The organism is Flavobacterium fluvii (assembly GCF_900129545.1).
Classification (GTDB): domain Bacteria; phylum Bacteroidota; class Bacteroidia; order Flavobacteriales; family Flavobacteriaceae; genus Flavobacterium; species Flavobacterium fluvii.
In genome coordinates this window covers 271,922-288,946 of sequence record NZ_FQWB01000005.1, presented here as the reverse complement: position 1 = coordinate 288,946, position 17,025 = coordinate 271,922, and the positions used below count along the sequence as shown (strand labels likewise).

Annotated in this window: 14 protein-coding genes; 5 read left to right on the top strand and 9 right to left on the bottom strand. The window is 39.1% G+C overall.

Translation table 11 applies throughout. The features are described from left to right. Positions 1 to 385: 385 nt before the first annotated feature. Genes BUC16_RS12950 through panB form a run of 6 tightly spaced genes read right to left on the bottom strand, consistent with a single transcriptional unit; the run spans position 386 to position 6,359 of the window. The gene (locus BUC16_RS12950; RefSeq protein WP_073371202.1) at positions 386 to 1,174 is read right to left on the bottom strand and encodes a hypothetical protein; all 789 of its coding nucleotides are present in this window, start codon (positions 1,172 to 1,174) and stop codon (positions 386 to 388) included. Positions 1,175 to 1,212: 38 nt separating this feature from the next. Next, positions 1,213 to 2,541: an aldehyde dehydrogenase gene (locus BUC16_RS12945; protein WP_073371201.1), complete on the bottom strand. Its 1,329-nt coding sequence runs from the start codon at positions 2,539 to 2,541 to the stop codon at positions 1,213 to 1,215. 44 nt (positions 2,542 to 2,585) lie between these two features. Further along, positions 2,586 to 3,275, bottom strand: coding sequence for an RluA family pseudouridine synthase (locus BUC16_RS12940; RefSeq protein WP_073371200.1), 690 nt, complete (start codon positions 3,273 to 3,275; stop codon positions 2,586 to 2,588). Positions 3,276 to 3,291: 16 nt separating this feature from the next. After that, positions 3,292 to 4,713, bottom strand: coding sequence for an ArnT family glycosyltransferase (locus tag BUC16_RS12935; RefSeq protein WP_073371199.1), 1,422 nt, complete (start codon positions 4,711 to 4,713; stop codon positions 3,292 to 3,294). Next, complete coding sequence (locus BUC16_RS12930; RefSeq protein ID WP_073371198.1) at positions 4,714 to 5,487, bottom strand: glycosyltransferase; 774 nt, start codon at positions 5,485 to 5,487, stop codon at positions 4,714 to 4,716. Positions 5,488 to 5,540: 53 nt separating this feature from the next. Next, the gene (gene panB, locus BUC16_RS12925; protein ID WP_073371197.1) at positions 5,541 to 6,359 is read right to left on the bottom strand and encodes a 3-methyl-2-oxobutanoate hydroxymethyltransferase; all 819 of its coding nucleotides are present in this window, start codon (positions 6,357 to 6,359) and stop codon (positions 5,541 to 5,543) included. Positions 6,360 to 6,525: 166 nt separating this feature from the next. On the opposite strand from panB, the gene BUC16_RS12920 reads away from it, so the two are divergent. The 3 genes from BUC16_RS12920 to BUC16_RS12910 all read left to right on the top strand — a co-directional run bounded on the left by BUC16_RS12920 (position 6,526) and on the right by BUC16_RS12910 (position 10,364). After that, on the top strand, positions 6,526 to 7,638 hold the full coding sequence (locus BUC16_RS12920) for a sensor histidine kinase (protein ID WP_073371196.1): 1,113 nt from the start codon (positions 6,526 to 6,528) through the stop codon (positions 7,636 to 7,638). Further along, complete coding sequence (locus tag BUC16_RS12915) at positions 7,631 to 8,317, top strand: response regulator (RefSeq protein ID WP_073371195.1); 687 nt, start codon at positions 7,631 to 7,633, stop codon at positions 8,315 to 8,317. Before BUC16_RS12920 ends, BUC16_RS12915 begins: the two co-directional genes overlap by 8 nt. A 112-nt stretch (positions 8,318 to 8,429) precedes the next feature. Further along, complete coding sequence (locus BUC16_RS12910) at positions 8,430 to 10,364, top strand: KUP/HAK/KT family potassium transporter (RefSeq protein ID WP_073371194.1); 1,935 nt, start codon at positions 8,430 to 8,432, stop codon at positions 10,362 to 10,364. Between the two features lie 329 nt (positions 10,365 to 10,693). Here the strand turns inward: BUC16_RS12910 and BUC16_RS12905 are convergent, their stop codons facing one another. Both BUC16_RS12905 and BUC16_RS12900 read right to left on the bottom strand, forming a co-directional pair. Continuing rightward, positions 10,694 to 11,065, bottom strand: coding sequence for a ribosomal maturation YjgA family protein (locus BUC16_RS12905; RefSeq protein WP_073371193.1), 372 nt, complete (start codon positions 11,063 to 11,065; stop codon positions 10,694 to 10,696). A 6-nt stretch (positions 11,066 to 11,071) separates the two neighbouring features. Next, positions 11,072 to 12,499, bottom strand: coding sequence for an L-serine ammonia-lyase (locus tag BUC16_RS12900; protein ID WP_073371134.1), 1,428 nt, complete (start codon positions 12,497 to 12,499; stop codon positions 11,072 to 11,074). Between the two features lie 145 nt (positions 12,500 to 12,644). Between BUC16_RS12900 and BUC16_RS12895 the strand changes: the two genes are divergently transcribed. Together BUC16_RS12895 and katG are read left to right on the top strand one after the other, a co-directional pair. Further along, a complete protein-coding gene (locus BUC16_RS12895; RefSeq protein ID WP_073371133.1) occupies positions 12,645 to 13,712 on the top strand; it encodes an AI-2E family transporter in 1,068 nt (355 codons plus the stop codon). A 454-nt stretch (positions 13,713 to 14,166) separates the two neighbouring features. After that, positions 14,167 to 16,407 (top strand): catalase/peroxidase HPI, encoded by a 2,241-nt coding sequence (katG, locus tag BUC16_RS12890; protein WP_073371131.1) that lies wholly within the window; start codon positions 14,167 to 14,169, stop codon positions 16,405 to 16,407. 166 nt (positions 16,408 to 16,573) lie between these two features. Here katG and BUC16_RS12885 read toward each other — a convergent pair whose 3' ends face one another. Next, positions 16,574 to 17,020 carry an SRPBCC family protein gene (locus BUC16_RS12885; RefSeq protein WP_073371129.1) on the bottom strand — a complete coding sequence of 149 codons (447 nt, stop codon included), beginning with the start codon at positions 17,018 to 17,020 and terminating at the stop codon, positions 16,574 to 16,576. Positions 17,021 to 17,025: the final 5 nt, after the last annotated feature.

Here is a 17,025-nt window from a genome sequence, read left to right as displayed (position 1 = left end):
ACAAAAAATAGAATTGGGTTTCTTTGTTTTTTGAATCTACTAGGGAGAGGCTTTCTATATATTTATTGCTAAGTGTCGATTTTATTTTTAAAAACTTATAAATCAACAAGAAAGATAAGATTATTAAAAACGGGGATGCAATACCAAATAAATTATTTTTCACAATGAAATGATGTATTGCAAGAGAGTGATTAACCGGTAAATTGTCATCAACAAAAAAATAATTGTTCAAGTATGGAATTATTGTTAATAATGGGCTAAATGACATTAAGGCTAAATGGTATTGGTTAGGTTTGAGAAGTCGATTTGGGATCTTTTCTCTTGGTGATAAAAATAAGTTTTTTTGTTAAAGCAATGAAATAATTAGGGTAATATTGAAAAATAATTACACATTTGAGCCTAATTCATCGATTTCACTTACAGAATCAATTCCAATTATGGAATCGTAAAGGACATATTCCATTGAATATAGAAATGGCATCGTAAAAAATATCCCGATACAAAAAGCAATCAAGCCTGTCAACGATGCAATAAAGGCGACTATTATCAACCCCAAAATTACCAACGGCTGTTTTAAAATGATGGTAATACTTGATTTGATGGCTTCAGTTGCATTCAGGTTTCCAAAAACAATCAAGGGAATGGTTATAAATGTCAAGAAGGTGATCGCAAGGGAGGTTATAATCCCAATAAATGGCATTCCAGCTTGTTCCGCAAGAGTGGACAATCCTGTACTGAATAAGGTGATTGTGAATGTGGCGAAGACAATGTTGATAAAATAAGGCGGTTTGTAATATTCAAAAATGGTAGAAACGTGAAATTCTTCTCCTTTTTGGCCGCAATCCGCCATTTTAAGAAAACCCGCCTGAAAAGGGCTCAACAAACAAGTAATCAATATAACGCAGGCCGTGTAAATTAACAGAAAATCGCCGGTGAAAGTTTCCGGTTTTAAATTGCCCGGTTTAATAAATTCGGATAAGGCACCAACTCCAAAAACAGCAATTGCAATTCCAAAAAGCAGGATTATAAAAAGAAATGTAAAGATCAACAGCATTGAGCCAGCATAAACGGCTATTTTTTTATAGTTTTCAAAGGCATTTTCGAAAACAGTGCCAAAATCCAGTTCGTATCCTTTTGTTGTTATTTCTGCTATTCTGTCTTTTACGTTTTTCATGTTTTATGGTTTGTTGTTGTTTTGATTTTAGGAATTGGCTACAGCCATCTTAATATTTTTCTAATGTTGGGCAATCTATCTTTGTAGGGCGCATAACGCATGGGTAAATCAAGCCAATTTGCTTTTTTTACGATACTTTTGGTGTGTGAAAAAGTGTCAAAACTCAAGTTCCCGTGGTAGGCACCAATTCCGCTGTGACCCACACCGCCAAAAGGCAATCTTTTATTGGCAAAATGAATTAAAGTGTCGTTGATGCAACCACCCCCAAAAGAGTAATTTTGAATTATTCGTCTGTAAAAATAAGGGTTTTCGGTGAAAATATACAAAGCCAAAGGTTTTTCATATTTGGTTATTATGGCATCAATGTCCGCTTCATTTTCGTAAGTAAGAATGGGAAGCAATGGACCGAAAATTTCTTCCTGCATAATTATGCTTTCCACTGAAGTTTCTTCGACAAGAGTGGGAGCAATATAGCAATCGGAGCTATCGCTTTGCCCTCCAAAAATCACCTTTTCAGGTTCAATCATGTCAACTAGTCGTTGCCAGTTTTTGGTATTGATTATCCGTGCAAAATCGGGAGATTTGGCAGGATTTTCGCCGTATGCTTTCGTGATTTCTTCTTTTAAATAAGTCACAAAATGGGTTTTCATATTCTTTTGGATCAGGATGAAATCTGGTGCAATGCAGGTTTGTCCCGCATTGACGAATTTTCCCCAAACGATTCTTTTGGCAGCCAGTTTCAAATTGGCCGTTTCGTCAATGATGCAAGGATTTTTTCCTCCAAGTTCAAGAGTTACGGGCGTAAGATTTTCGGCTGCTGCTTTGGCCACGATTTTACCCACGGCGACGCTTCCCGTAAAAAAAATGTAATCCCAACGTTCAGAAAGCAATTGTTGCGAGATTTCGGCCCCGCCTTCAACAACTTTAACGTGGTTGTTGTCGAAAACTTTGCCGATGATTTTTACTATGATTTCGGATGTTTTTGGGGTCAATTCAGATGGTTTTACCACCACTTGATTTCCTGCCGCAACCGCCGAAATTAAGGGACAAAGTGACAATTGAAAAGGATAATTCCAAGGTGCAAGTATAAGGACTTTGCCATAAGGTTCTTTGTAAATATAATCTTTGGAAGGAAAATTAAGTAATGATGGAAATACTCTTTTGGGTTTGGCCCAATTTTTCAAGTTTTTTATGGTGTTCTTTAATTCAGCAATAACATAACTCGTTTCGGTAAGCACGGCTTCAAAAGCAGGTTTTTTGAAATCGTCGTATAAAGCCTGAATGATTTCATTTTCATAAATGATGATGGCATTCAGCAACTTTATCAGGGATTCTTTCCTGAAATTAATGTTGGTTTTATACTCCATAACTTAAAACTTAAATTAAGTCCTAAAGATACATTTTTTTCGAATTAGATGGCATTCCAAATCACGTCATTTGGAACTGGAGCCACAATGACAATGTTTTCTTTGGAAACGGGATGTGTAAATACCAATTTTCTAGCGTGCAGATGGATGCCGCCGTCAGGATTGCTGCGGTCGAAACCGTATTTCAAATCTCCTTTTATGGGTGAACCTATTGCCGAAAGTTGAGCCCTAATTTGGTGGTGTCTTCCTGTGTGAAGATTGATTTCCAGGGCAAAATAGTTGTTCAATTCCTTGATGATTGTATAATCCAGGCTGGCTATTTTACTTTCGGGAACTTCCTTCACATATGCTTTTGAAGTATTGTTTTTTTCGTTTCTTTTTATAAAATGAACCAGTTTGTCTTCCGTTTTTTCAGGCTTGTTTTTCACGATGGCCCAATAGGTTTTCTGGGTTTCCCGATTGCTGAACAATTCGTTCATTCGAGTCAAGGCCTTGCTGGTTCTGGCAAAAACGACGATTCCGGTAGTGGGTCTGTCCAATCGGTGAACGACTCCCAGAAAGACTTCTCCGGGTTTCTTGTATTTGTCCTTGATGTATTCTTTGACCACGTCAGACAGTGGTTTGTCGCCCGTTTTGTCGCCTTGCACAATATCGCCCACGCGCTTGTTGACCACGATGAGATGGTTGTCTTCGTGCAGGATTTGGAGGTTGTTTTTGTTGGACAGTATTTTCATCAATTACAGACTTCTTTTATTTAAGTTCAAAAATGGAAGTTTTATAATTGCTTTCCGTCAAGGTCATTCTATCCAAATATTTTTGTGGAATTTCCTGTTGTTTCTTCTTTGGAAACACAAAAAACAATGGTTTGTTTAAACTTAAAACCGAATCCAATTGTTTTTCGTTTTGAACTGCCCTTGCTTTTCCATTCGTGTAAAATTGTCCAGAATAACTTTTGTCTTTCCAATAATAAATCGGGATTTCCCGGTTTTCGTTTTTCGCTTTCAAGTTGGCCAAAAGATATTTGTCGGAATTCATTTTATTGTCCAATTGTCCGGTGGCAACGAACCCAAAATAAGCGATAAACACCGCCGTTGGAAAAATCAATGCCGTGCGGATGATTGTTTTCTTTTTGGTAAAATCTTCCCACCAATACACGATTAAAAACATGATTGGAATGGCTGTAGGAAGAAGGTAAGTGTGCAGGATGTTGCTGGAAATCGTGAAAAACACGGGTGTCCAAAAAGCCCATAAAATCAAGAAAGAAGCCCATTCATTTTTGAAAATGGTTGCCCTGTTTTTCCATAATTTGTACAGCACGATTTGTATCCACGGAAAAGCAAAAGCAATCAATAAAACCCAAATCATTCCTTTGGGTTGTGAGTGGCCACTACCATATAAATCGCCTTTCCAACCGGGTTCCAAAAAGCGTTTGTAGTGTTCGCCAACAATAAAATAATCCAGAAAACCTGGCGATCGCTGTTCGGCAAAATAATACCAAGGAACGGAAATGATGGCCGCAATCAGAAGTCCAATTACAATCGAAAATTTCGAGAAGAGTTGTTTGAATCTGTTGAAGTCCAAGCAACACCACAAGAAAAGAGGAGGGAAGGTCAAGACCATTATCAGCGGACCTTTGGCTAATAATCCAAGTCCAAAAAAGACAAAAAATATGTAGTTCCAATAGGTTTTGGTGTCACTTTTCATGGTTTTCCAAAAGGAAATCATCATCATCACAATGCAAAATTCTAAAGTCGTGTCGGTTGAAACAACACCTGTGTGAATCAAGAATTCAGGCATCGTCAGCAAGATGAATCCCGGTAAATAAAAGGAATGACCTTCTTTTTTGACCATTTTTCCCGTGATGGCAATCAAGAGGATGCTGAGTAAAAATGAGGGAAATCTGGCGGCAAATTCGTTGACGCCAAAAATAACATAACTAACTGCCGATCCCCAAGTCGATAAAGGTGGTTTGGCCCAAAACGGCACGCCATAATCTATTTCGGGAACAATCCATTGGTTGGTTTCCCACATAATGCGGGCGATTTCGGCATATCTAGATTCGGTTTTATCCAATAAAGGAATAGTGATGGTCAACAACAATCTAAAAATTACGAGAACAATTACGGCAATGTATAGCACATAGGAATTGTTTTTGAGCTTTTCTGAAATCATTTACTGCAAGTTTGGATTGGATAAATTTTGGGCTATTTTTTGGTATTTTCTTTGTATTTCAAACAAGTCAAACCAGAGTTTGATACCGTAAGTGAATTTTACTTTGGAATCTCCTTTTTCAACCCATAATTTCAAGGGGACTTCGATCATTTTTTTGATGGCTTTTTCTTTCCCGAAAAGATGAATCATTCGGAAGAAGATTTCCACGTCAAACAACCATCTGGAGATGAATTCCTTTTTAAACAATATTTCCGAAATCTCTTTTGTAAAAAGCTTGGATCCACATTGGGTGTCGTAAACCTTGATGTCCAGAATATTGGAAATAAAAGTAGCCACGACCCTTCCTATCAAAAAGCGGCTGTTTTCCCGTTTGATGGTGGAACCAATTTTACGAATTCTGGAACCAAAACTGAAGACAATTTCGCCTTGCAAATAATTGCGCAGCTCAATAAATTCTTCCAAGGTTGTTGCCAAATCGGCATCGAGATAACCTATGTATTGATGTCTGTAGTTGGTATTGCAATAATTGATTCCAGCTCGGACAGCTTCTGCTTTTCCGGAATTTTTTTTCAGGGACAGCACATCAATTTGGGTAGGATGTTTTTCTTTTAAAGCATTTAAAACGCCAAGAGTGTTGTCTTTGGAACCGTCATTTACAAAACAAATAAATGCCTCAGGATTGTTGTTCAAAAAATTGGAATATTCATTGTTGGATATCCCTTTTTCTTCGTTATAGCACGGAATGACAATACTGGTATTAAAAACTGTTGACATATAAATGTTTTGTTAAAAAGACAATTTGGAATAAATGCTGACTTCTGTTAAAGTTAATACTGCTCTTTCTCGTTAGGAAAATCGGTGGACTTCACGTCGGCAACATACTGGCCAATTGCGGTCGTCATTCCTTCGTATAAATTCATGTAACGACGCAAAAATCGGGGACTGAATTCGTTGTTCATTCCCAACATGTCGTGAATGACCAAAACCTGTCCATCCACGCCACCGCCGGCACCAATTCCGATGATGGGAATCGAAACGCTTTTGGCTACTTTTTCGGCTAATTCGGCAGGAACTTTTTCGATGACTATGGCAAAACAACCTAGTTTTTCCAAAAGTTTGGCATCTTTCATCAGTTTTTCGGCTTCTTCTTCTTCTTTGGCACGAACGGTGTAGGTTCCAAATTTATAAATAGATTGCGGCGTCAATCCCAAATGTCCCATAACGGGAATTCCGGCATTCAATATTTTTTTGATGGAATCTTTTATTTCGCTTCCGCCTTCCAGTTTCACGGCGTGTCCACCGCTTTCCTTCATGATTCTGATGGCAGAACGCAAGGCTTCTTTGGGATCGGATTGATAGCTTCCAAAAGGTAAGTCAACAACGACCAAAGCTCTTGAAACTGCACGAACTACGCTGGAAGCGTGATAAATCATTTGGTCTAAAGTAATGGGCAAAGTGGTTTCGTGACCCGCCATTACATTCGAAGCAGAATCGCCCACCAATATGGCATCAACACCTGCGACATCAACAATTTTTGCCATCGAATAATCGTAAGCCGTGAGCATGGAAATTTTTTCTCCATTGGCTTTCATGTCAATCAGTGACTTGGTGGTAATTCTTTTATAATCTTTTTTTGCTGTAGACATTCTGATTTGTGATTTTAGAATTCTGATTTAAGGCTGTAAAATTAATCAATTAAAATAGAAATCGAAGCATCAAAAAATCTTTATGAAATCTTTATGTCAAGTCGAGTTATATTATAAAATACTTACATCATATCATTTAACTTTGTATTGTTAATAAGAGATTGTCATGAGAAGTATTTTAAGTCATATAAAAATTAAGAATCAATACTTGATTTGTTTACTATCAGTTGGTATTGTGGCTTCACTGTGTTTGCTTACCCGAGATTTTTTGGATCATAAAGTGGTGGGATATTTATTATTGGTCGTGGTTTCTTTATTGGCTATGTCATTAGATATTCTTCCCGTATTATTGAGTGCTGTTTTAAGCGCATTGATACTTAATTTCTTCTTTATACAACCTTATTATACGTTTCATATCAATAGTCCTGATGATTCTTTATTATTGTTTTTGTTCTTTATGATTACGCTTGTCAATGGAGTCCTGACGCATAAAATAAGGAAAGCCGAAAAAAGATTGCAAATAAAAGAAGTCAGGGTCAATACGATGAAATTGTACAACGCTTTGCTGGATTCTTTGTCACACGAATTGCGCACGCCAATTTCGGCTATTATGGGCGCCATTGATACCATTCAAAGTAAAACGGTTCACATTTCTGAAAAAAACAGGCAACAATTGTATTTAGAAATTGAAAAAGCTTCCTTGAGATTGAATCATCAGGTGGAGAATTTGTTGAATATGTCAAGACTGGAATCGGGAGTTGTCCAACCCAAAGTGGATTGGTGTGATTTGAAAGAATTGATATACAACGTACTCGATCATTTGAAAGAAGACTTGCATTTTCACAAAGTTGTGGTCGATGTGGATGAAAATTTACCGCTTTTCAAATTGGATTATGGCTTGACGGAGCAAATCATTTACAATTTAGTTTTCAATGCTTCGCAATACACACCAAAAGGAGCGAAAATTGAAGTGAAAATCGAATACAATCCAGATGTTGATTTAGAGTACAATCCTGATAAATCTATGCCTTGCCTGATAACTATTGCCGATGACGGAAGCGGTTTTCCGGAAGAAGAAATCGACAAAGTGTTTGACAAGTTTTACAGGTTGCAAAATTCCAAAACAGGAGGAACAGGATTGGGTTTGTCTATTGTAAAAGGATTTGTAGAAGCGCAAAATGGTCAAATAACATTAGAAAACAGGGAAGAAGGCGGTTCTATTTTTACGATAGGTTTTCCGGCATTAGTTATGAATACTAAAGAAATTTCAAATGAATAATCAAGCGGAAATATTAGTCATTGACGATGAAGTTCAAATCCGAAAATTGCTTGAAATTACTTTGGATTCCAATGGTTACAAGACTTTTTTTGCCGTAAATGCCAAAGAAGGAGTATTGGCCGTCGCCAACCATCAACCCGATTTGATTATTCTGGATCTGGGTTTGCCCGACGAAGACGGACAAGTCGTTTTGAAACGATTGAGAGAATGGTTTAAAAATCCAATCATCATTTTGACGGTAAAAAATACCGAAGAAGAAATAGTCAAAGCTCTTGATAATGGAGCCAATGATTATTTGACCAAACCATTTCGGACACAGGAATTGTTGGCTAGAATCAGGACTGCTTTGCGAAATTTAGTCCAGAAAGAGAATGAACCCATAGTTAGTTTTGGAAATGTTTCGATTGATTTTACTTCGAGGATCGTGAAATTTAAAGAAGAAATTTTGAAGCTTACGGTAACGGAATACAACCTGCTCTCCATTTTGGTAAAGAATGAAGGCAGGGTGTTGACGCATCACTATTTGCTGAAAGAAGTTTGGGGCAACAGCTATTCCGACCAAACACAATACCTGCGAGTTTTCGTAGCACAACTTCGAAAAAAAATTGAAGAAGACCCCAACCGTCCAAAATTTATAATCACGGAATCGGGTGTGGGCTATCGCTTTAATACGAGCTAAAAATCACTCTATTCTTTAAAAAATAATTTCAATTGTAATGCACAAAATCATTGCGAAGAGGATTTCTATGCTCAAAAAATAATCTAAAATTCAATTCAAAATTTAAAATAAAATGAATAAATCAGTCATTCAAAAAGTAACAGCAGCCTCTCTTTTAGTGGCATTGGGAATCATATACGGAGACATTGGAACGAGTCCACTATATGTAATGAAAGCCATTATTGGCGAAAGAGAAATATCCGAATTATTAGTCTATGGTGGAATTTCCTGTATTTTCTGGACGCTTACTTTCCAAACCACTTTCAAATATGTTTTAATGACGCTTTCGGCGGATAATCACGGTGAAGGAGGTGTTTTTTCGCTTTACGCATTGGTAAAACGATTTGGAAAAGGGAAATTGGTCATCCCGACAATTCTCGGAGCGACAACGCTTTTGGCAGACGGAATTATTACACCACCTATTTCCGTGGCTTCAGCCGTAGAAGGTTTAGGAGATGTAATTCCGGGGATTCCAATACTTCCTATTGTAATTGTTATTTTATCGGCATTGTTCTTTTTTCAACGATTCGGAACACAAAAAGTGGGTTTCTTTTTTGGACCCGCGATGGTGGTTTGGTTTTCGATGCTTTTTATATTGGGATTTGTCCAAATATTGGAACATCCTTCTATTTTAAAAGCATTAAATCCTGTTTATGGCTATGAATTATTGGTCGAATATCCACACGGTTTTTGGTTGTTGGGAGCAGTGTTTTTATGTACAACAGGAGCCGAAGCTTTGTATTCTGATTTAGGACATTGCGGAAAAAACAACATCAGGATTACCTGGATTTTTGTCAAAATTGCTTTGGTCGTGAATTATTTAGGACAAGCATCCTGGCTGATGACCCAAGGAAATACATTTCTTGAAGGAAGAAATCCTTTTTATACCATTATGCCGCAATGGTTTTTACTTTCGGGAGTAATTATTGCCACTTTTGCTGCCATTATTGCTTCCCAAGCCTTGATAAGTGGTTCGTATACGTTGATAAATGAAGCAATGTCGCTCAATTTTTGGCCACGTGTCGGAATGAGAAATCCAACCAATTTGAAAGGACAAATCTATATTCCGTCCATAAATACAATTTTATGGATTGGCTGTATTTTGATGATTTTATATTTTAAAAATTCTTCCAATATGGAGGCGGCTTATGGTTTTTCCATAACTATTGCGATGCTTATGACCACTGTTCTTTTAAATTATTATTTGATTTACATCAAAAAATGGAATCGAATTTTGATAGTCTTAATCATAACTGTTTTTGTCATTGTTGAAATCGCTTTTTTTATTGCAAATGTCGTAAAAATCAGGGAACGATGGATGTTCTTGTTTTTTGAACTTTTCATTTTCATGACGATGTACACTTGGTTTTATGCCCGAAAAATCAATAATAGATTTTTGAAGTTTACCAATTTGGTGGAACACACCCAAAAACTGGATGAATTGAGCAATGATGACAGTATTCCCAAGTATGCCACCCATTTGATTTATTTGTCGAAGGCGGACAGAAATTATGAAATAGAAGAAAAAATATTGAAATCCATTTTTTCGAAAAAGCCCAAAAGAGCCGATGTTTACTGGTTTTTTCATATCAATAGAACCAATGATCCTTTTACCTTGAATTATGAAGTTTTCGAATTGTTGGACGATAAAGTAATCAAAATTGTATTGAACATTGGTTTCAGGATTCAACCGAAAGTGGAGTTGTATTTCAAGAAAATTGTCCAGAATTTGGTCAAAAACAAAGAATTGAATTTGCATATTCGCCCCGATGGTTCTACCAAATACAATGCGGAACCTGATTTTAAATTCATTATTTTGGAAAAATTCTTGTCTGTCGAAAATGAGTTCACGATCAAGGACAGTATGCTGCTGCACTCTTATTATATGCTCAAAAATTGGTCACTTTCGGACACAAGAGCTTTTGGATTGGACAAAAGCGATGTGGAAATTGAAGAAGTGCCGTTTGTTTATCAGCCCATTGTAAACTTGGAATTGGAAAGAAAATAAGTGTAAGTGTTCTGTTGCAGTTTGCAGTTTATACAATTTTACTTTTGATTTTACTGTAATAAAATAATACCCCGTCTCTTCGAGTGATTTTGAACAGTAATGCGAGAGCTTTACTGTCAAAATTGTATCGAGAAGCTTACAGTGTTAGGGTTCTCGATACATTTTATTAAAAAAGCTATCGCATTTTTAATAAAACACTCGAACTGACGCGTACAGTTAAATTGTTTTATCACGGTAAATTTAAGGCCTAAATGGTATTATCAAGAATTTAAAACTGTAAACTGCGGCAAAACATTTTTTGACAATCCACAATATTTAATTGAAGGGTATTATTGTTTTTTAATAAAATAGGAATCAATCGAAAACGCCATTAGAACTCCAAGCGTATAAAACCCCAAATCACTCCAGAGAAAGCCTTCCCCCAAGACATAATGTCCCAAGGTCGTTCTTCGGATGGCCAACATCCATTCGGCTCTATACAATTGAAGGAATTCAATGCCAAAACAAAATGCCAAAGCAAGTAGTGCCGATTTTTTAACGTTTAAATTGACGAAGAACATTCGCACACCAAAATAAACCATAACGGCGTATAAAGTGTCTCCAAAAAAAAGTGGAACGCCATCAATCTTTCGGGATGTTATTCCCAATACAATCACAAAAAGGATTAGGATGAAATAGGATAATCGAGTGTTTTTAAGCATAATAAATTAACAATCCGACATATTTACGGCCACGGCCAAACCACCTTCGGAAGTTTCCTTGTATTTGTTGTTCATGTCTTTGGCGGTTTGCCACATCGTGTCAATGACTTTATCCAAAGGGACTTTTGCGTTTTTCGGGTCTGTTTCCAAGGCCAATTCGGCAGCATGAATGGCTTTTATGGCACCCATCGTGTTTCTTTCGATGCATGGAATTTGCACCAAACCGCCAATGGGATCACAGGTCAAACCCAGATGGTGCTCCATGGCGATTTCTGCGGCCATCAACACTTGTGCAGGAGTTCCGCCCATCAATTCGCACAAAGCCGCAGCAGCCATTGCCGAGGATACGCCAATTTCTGCCTGGCAACCGCCCATCGCCGCTGAAATGGTGGAGCCTTTTTTGAAAATACTGCCGATCTCGCTGGCCACCATCAAGAATTGCTTGATTTCCTTTTCGCCGGCCTGGTGATTTTCGATAACCAAATAATACATTAAAACGGCTGGAATAACGCCGGCACTTCCGTTGGTTGGAGCCGTAACCACGCGACCCAAGGAAGCATTTACTTCGTTTACGGCCAAGGCAAAGCAACTCACCCATTTCAGGATTTGGCGAAACTTCACTTCCGTCAAGCGAATTTGTTCCAGCCAAGTTTGTGGCGAATCATAATTGGACAAACCGATGAGGTGTTGGTGCATGTCGAAAGCCCTGCGGCGAACATGCAGACCACCGGGAAGAATCCCTTCGGAATGGCAACCGATGTACATGCATTCGAGCATCGTGTTCCAAATTCGCATCAGTTCGTGGTGAATTTCGGCTTCGGGACGCATCGATTTTTCGTTTTCATACACAATCTCCGAAATCTTCTTGTTTTCCTGGATCGTATAATTCAAAAGTTCATCGGCTTTGTTGATGGGGAATGGAAAGGCGCATTTTATCTCGATTTTCTTTTTGGCATTGACGCGTTCTTCCACCACGACAAATCCACCACCGATGGAATAATAAGTCGAGGTGTATTCTTTTTTATCGGTAGTGTAGGCCGTAAAAGACAACCCATTGGCGTGAAATGGAAGAAAATTTTTGTTGAAAACAATGTCTTCCAAAAAATGGAAAGGAATCGTGACTTCGTTGCCGAGGATGATTTCGTTGTTGTCCTGGATTGATTTTACAATTTTCGGAATGTTTGCTATGGGAATGGTTTCGGGATCTTGACCGCTCAAACCCAATAATATGGCCAAATCGGTGGAGTGTCCTTTGCCGGTCAAGGAAAGGGAACCGTATAAATCCACTTTTATTCGGTTGATGGAATACATCAGGTTTTCGTTGCGCAATTCTGCCAGAAAACGCTCGGCAGCACGCCACGGACCAAGAGTGTGTGAACTTGAAGGGCCGATGCCAATTTTTAACATGTCAAAAACAGAGATACATTCTTCCATAAGAGAAAATTTGTTGAACAAATATAAAGCATTGAAAATGCAAAAAGAATTTTAATAAGACTTATTCGGTAATTTTCAGTTATGTATTTCCTTTTTTAACGGTTTTTTATATATTTACTTCAGTATATAACTAAACCAGCCGTTTATGGAATCCCAAAACACAAATTCTAGCTCATATAATTTCGAAAAAATAGTTGACACTCTAATTCGGCTTGGTGTATTGTCATTGCTGTTGATGTGGTGTCTTGATATTTTGAGACCCTTTATTTTAATCTTGATTTGGGCTATAGTCATTGCCGTTGCCATTTATCCCATCCATGTTCTTTTATCTAAAATTTTTAGGGGAAGGAATATTTTGGCGAGTATAGTGCTGATTTCGATTATGTTGAGTTTGATTTTAATTCCAAGTGGATTGATCATGTATTCTCTTTACGAAGGAATCAACCACTTTCGTGAATTGTTTGATTCAGGCAAACCTTTGATTCCGCCTCCAGGGGGAAGTACGGCAAACTGGCCGACCATTGCAAAACCAATTGTTGAGTTTTGGCAATTGGCATCGGAGAATTTGCAGGAAACCATCGTGAAATATTCCGATCAGATAAAAGAATATGGTTCTTTCTTGTTATTGGCCTTGGCAGGTATTGGAAAAGGGCTGTTGTTTTTTATAGTTTCCATAATTATTGCAGGTGTTTTATTGATTTATGCAGATTCTTCGTCAGAGGTGACCCATAAAATTTTTAAAAAATTGGTGGGTGATAACGCCGATAATTTTACCGAAATATCGGTGCTTACCATTCGAAACGTGGTTAAGGGAATTTTGGGTGTTGCCATCATTCAAACGACTATGGCAGGTCTTGGTTTTTTTATGGCAGGAGTTCCTTTTGCTGGTTTGTGGACGGTTTTGTGTCTAATTCTGGCCATTATCCAGGTTGGGATAGGGCCAATCGCAATCCCGGTTGTCATTTATGTGTTTTCTGTTTCCGATGCAACAACTTCCATAGTTTTGGCTATTTGGATAGGGATAACGCTTGTGATAGACAATGTTTTAAAACCCATTTTGTTGGGAAGAAATGCACCTGCACCCATGCTCGTGATATTTTTGGGTGCCATCGGAGGATTTATTTTCAACGGTTTCATCGGATTGTTTCTCGGGGCCATCATACTTACAATTGGGTATAAACTTTTTATGATGTGGTTGGAAACAGAAAATTAAAAATTCCAATCCAACAATAAAAAAAAATAAACCTATCCGTAAAGTTTACCAGTATTTTTTTGCCACTGATTTTGCTTCACTTGTTCGTCTTGTAGACTCGGGTCACAAATTTTTACAGATTTTATAAGTGCCATTAGAAAAATCTGTGTAAATCTTTTGACCTGCCTGTCGAGAGATGGGGCTGCGGCTATTTTTTAAGCTTGGTATTAATCACTGATAGTCATCTAAAAAGTTCAACACGAGTTTCATTTCTTGTGCTGTTATAGGCAGCGAAACTCTAGTGGTTTTCAATCAAGTCCGTTTTCTAGAAATCTTTTAATTATTTTTTTTCGACAACTAATTTACATTGCAATTTTTATCAGGAATCATAGTTTTTATCTATCTGAAAATGATTTAGATAAGGAAATTATTGGTAAATTAGCATAGAAAATTTTTAAAATAAAATTATATAATTATGGAAAATAACGAAAATGGCTACCCTTCGGAAGCTGCCAAAGACAACGTAGAAAGCAAATGCCCGTTTTCGGGAGCAGGTTCAAAGCTGAGTGCCGGATCGGGCACCAGAAACAATGATTGGTGGCCCAACCAATTGAAATTAAGCGTGCTGCGCCAACATTCTTCCTTGTCCAATCCGATGGGGGACAATTTTGACTATGCCGAGGCTTTCAAGAGCCTTGATTTGAAGGCCTTGAAGCAGGATATTTTTGCCCTGATGACCGACTCCCAGGAATGGTGGCCTGCTGATTACGGTCATTATGGCCCGTTTTTTATTCGAATGGCTTGGCACAGTGCGGGAACATATCGCATTGCCGACGGTCGTGGTGGAGGAGGAGCAGGAACACAGCGATTTGCGCCACTCAACAGTTGGCCCGACAACGTGAATCTAGACAAGGCTCGTTTGCTGTTATGGCCCATCAAACAGAAATACGGCAAGAAAATCTCTTGGGCCGACTTGATGATTCTGGCCGGAAACTGTGCCTTGGAATCTATGGGATTAAAGACATTCGGTTTTGGTGGCGGTCGTGTCGATGTTTGGGAACCTAACGAAGACATTTATTGGGGGTCTGAAGGCAAATGGCTGGATGACAAACGTTACACCGGAAACCGCGAATTGGAAAGCCCTCTTGCAGCCGTTCAAATGGGGTTGATTTACGTGAATCCGGAAGGGCCCAACGGAAATCCTGATCCATTGGCGTCTGCCATTGACATTCGCGAGACTTTTGCCCGAATGGCGATGAATGACGAAGAAACCGTGGCACTGATTGCCGGGGGACACACCTTCGGTAAAACCCACGGTGCTGCCGATCCCAACCAGTATGTGGGTGTCGAACCAGCCGCGGCGGGTATTGAGGAGCAAGGTCTTGGCTGGAAAAACACTTTTGGAAGCGGTCACGGAGAAGACACCATCAGCAGCGGTCTCGAAGGTGCTTGGACGACCACGCCCACTAAATGGAGCAACAACTATTTCGAAAATCTGTTTGGATTCGAATGGGAGCTAAGCAAAAGCCCTGCAGGTGCCCATCAGTGGAAACCAAAAGCAGGCGCGGGTTCCGGAACGGTTCCGGATGCCCATAATGCGTCAAAGCGTCATGCACCAACGATGCTTACTGCAGATCTCGCCTTGAGGGCAGATCCCGTTTATGAAAAAATTTCCAGACACTTCCATACCCATCCTGACGAGTTTGCCGATGCATTTGCTCGTGCCTGGTTCAAGTTGACACACCGTGATATGGGCCCTATTGTGCGTTATCTAGGTTCTGAAGTGCCTCAAGAGGAACTCATTTGGCAAGACCCTGTTCCGGCTGTCACATATCGATTAATAGACGAAAAAGACATTGCTGGATTGAAATCTAAAATATTGGCTTCGGGATTGTCCGTGTCCCAATTGGTGTCCACGGCTTGGGCTTCGGCATCCACTTTCCGTGGTTCCGACAAAAGAGGTGGTGCGAATGGTGCCCGCATTCAATTGGCTCCACAAAAAGATTGGAAAGTCAACAATCCAGCCCAATTGGCAAAGGTATTGGCAACACTGAAAGATATTCAATCGGAATTCAATGATGCCCAGACTGGAGGAAAAAAACTCTCTTTGGCCGACTTGATCATTTTGGCTGGAGGTACAGGAATCGAGAGGGCAGCACAGCTAGCGGGTCAAAATACAATTGTTCCTTTCACGCCTGGAAGAGGCGATACTACGCAAGAGCTGACTGACGTGGAATCTTTTGCCGTCCTCGAACCGGAAGCGGATGGTTTCCGCAACTACATAAAAACCCAATACACGGTTTCGGCAGAAGAAATGTTGGTGGACAAAGCACAACTATTGACGTTGACTCCGCCCGAATTGACGGTTCTTGTTGGCGGTTTGCGTGTGTTGAACGCCAACTTCGATGGGTCTAAAAATGGAGTGTTCACCAAAAGACCGGAGACCCTGACCAACGACTTTTTCGTGAATTTACTTGATTTGAACACGACCTGGAAACCTTCTTCGGACTCTCAAGACGTGTTCGAAGGGCGTGATCGTGCCACAGGACAACTCAAGTGGACGGGAACTCGAGTCGATCTTGTCTTTGGTTCCAACTCGGAACTTCGGGCTCTAGCCGAGGTTTATGGATGCTCCGATTCCCAAGAACAGTTCGTGAAGGATTTCGTGGCGGCTTGGAACAAAGTGATGGAATTGGATCGCTTTGATTTGGATTAATTTTAAAGTCGTATTGTATGTTTTAAAAAGGTGGTTCGGCAACGGACTGCCTTTTTGTTTTTGGATTACTTCTTTTCCAACAGATATTTTAGTTTGCTTTCTCTTGTGGGTACGGATTACTTCGTCAGTTCGCTTCTCTCGTGTGCAAATCCGTGCTATCGGGATTTTAAGGATTATCCTCTAATAGTTGTGCAAGTTTCAAGAAAGTACTTTGCCATCCTTTTATATAGTCGTGTTTTGAACCGTTTCCAAAATTTATGTGTTCAAACTGCATTTTCGTTGATTTACCCTCTTCAGTAAGCAACAAAACAACAAAAGATTCTACGCTGGGTTCGCTTTTCCAATGCCAGGTAAATGTTAGCTTGCTTAATTTTTCAATCTCGGAATAAATGCCACTACAAGTATGCTCGGTTTGGTCGGCATCTTTAAATGTTACTTCAAAACTACCGCCTGGCCTAACATCTAATTTCGCATTTAATACTTTCCCTTTGGGATCAGATCCAAACCAGTTCATTATGACGCTAGGTTCAGTCCATGCTTCCCACACTTTTTCAACCGAAGCATGAATTGTGGTCTCGATAAATAGAGAGTCTTTAGAGGTTTCCTTGTCCATAATTT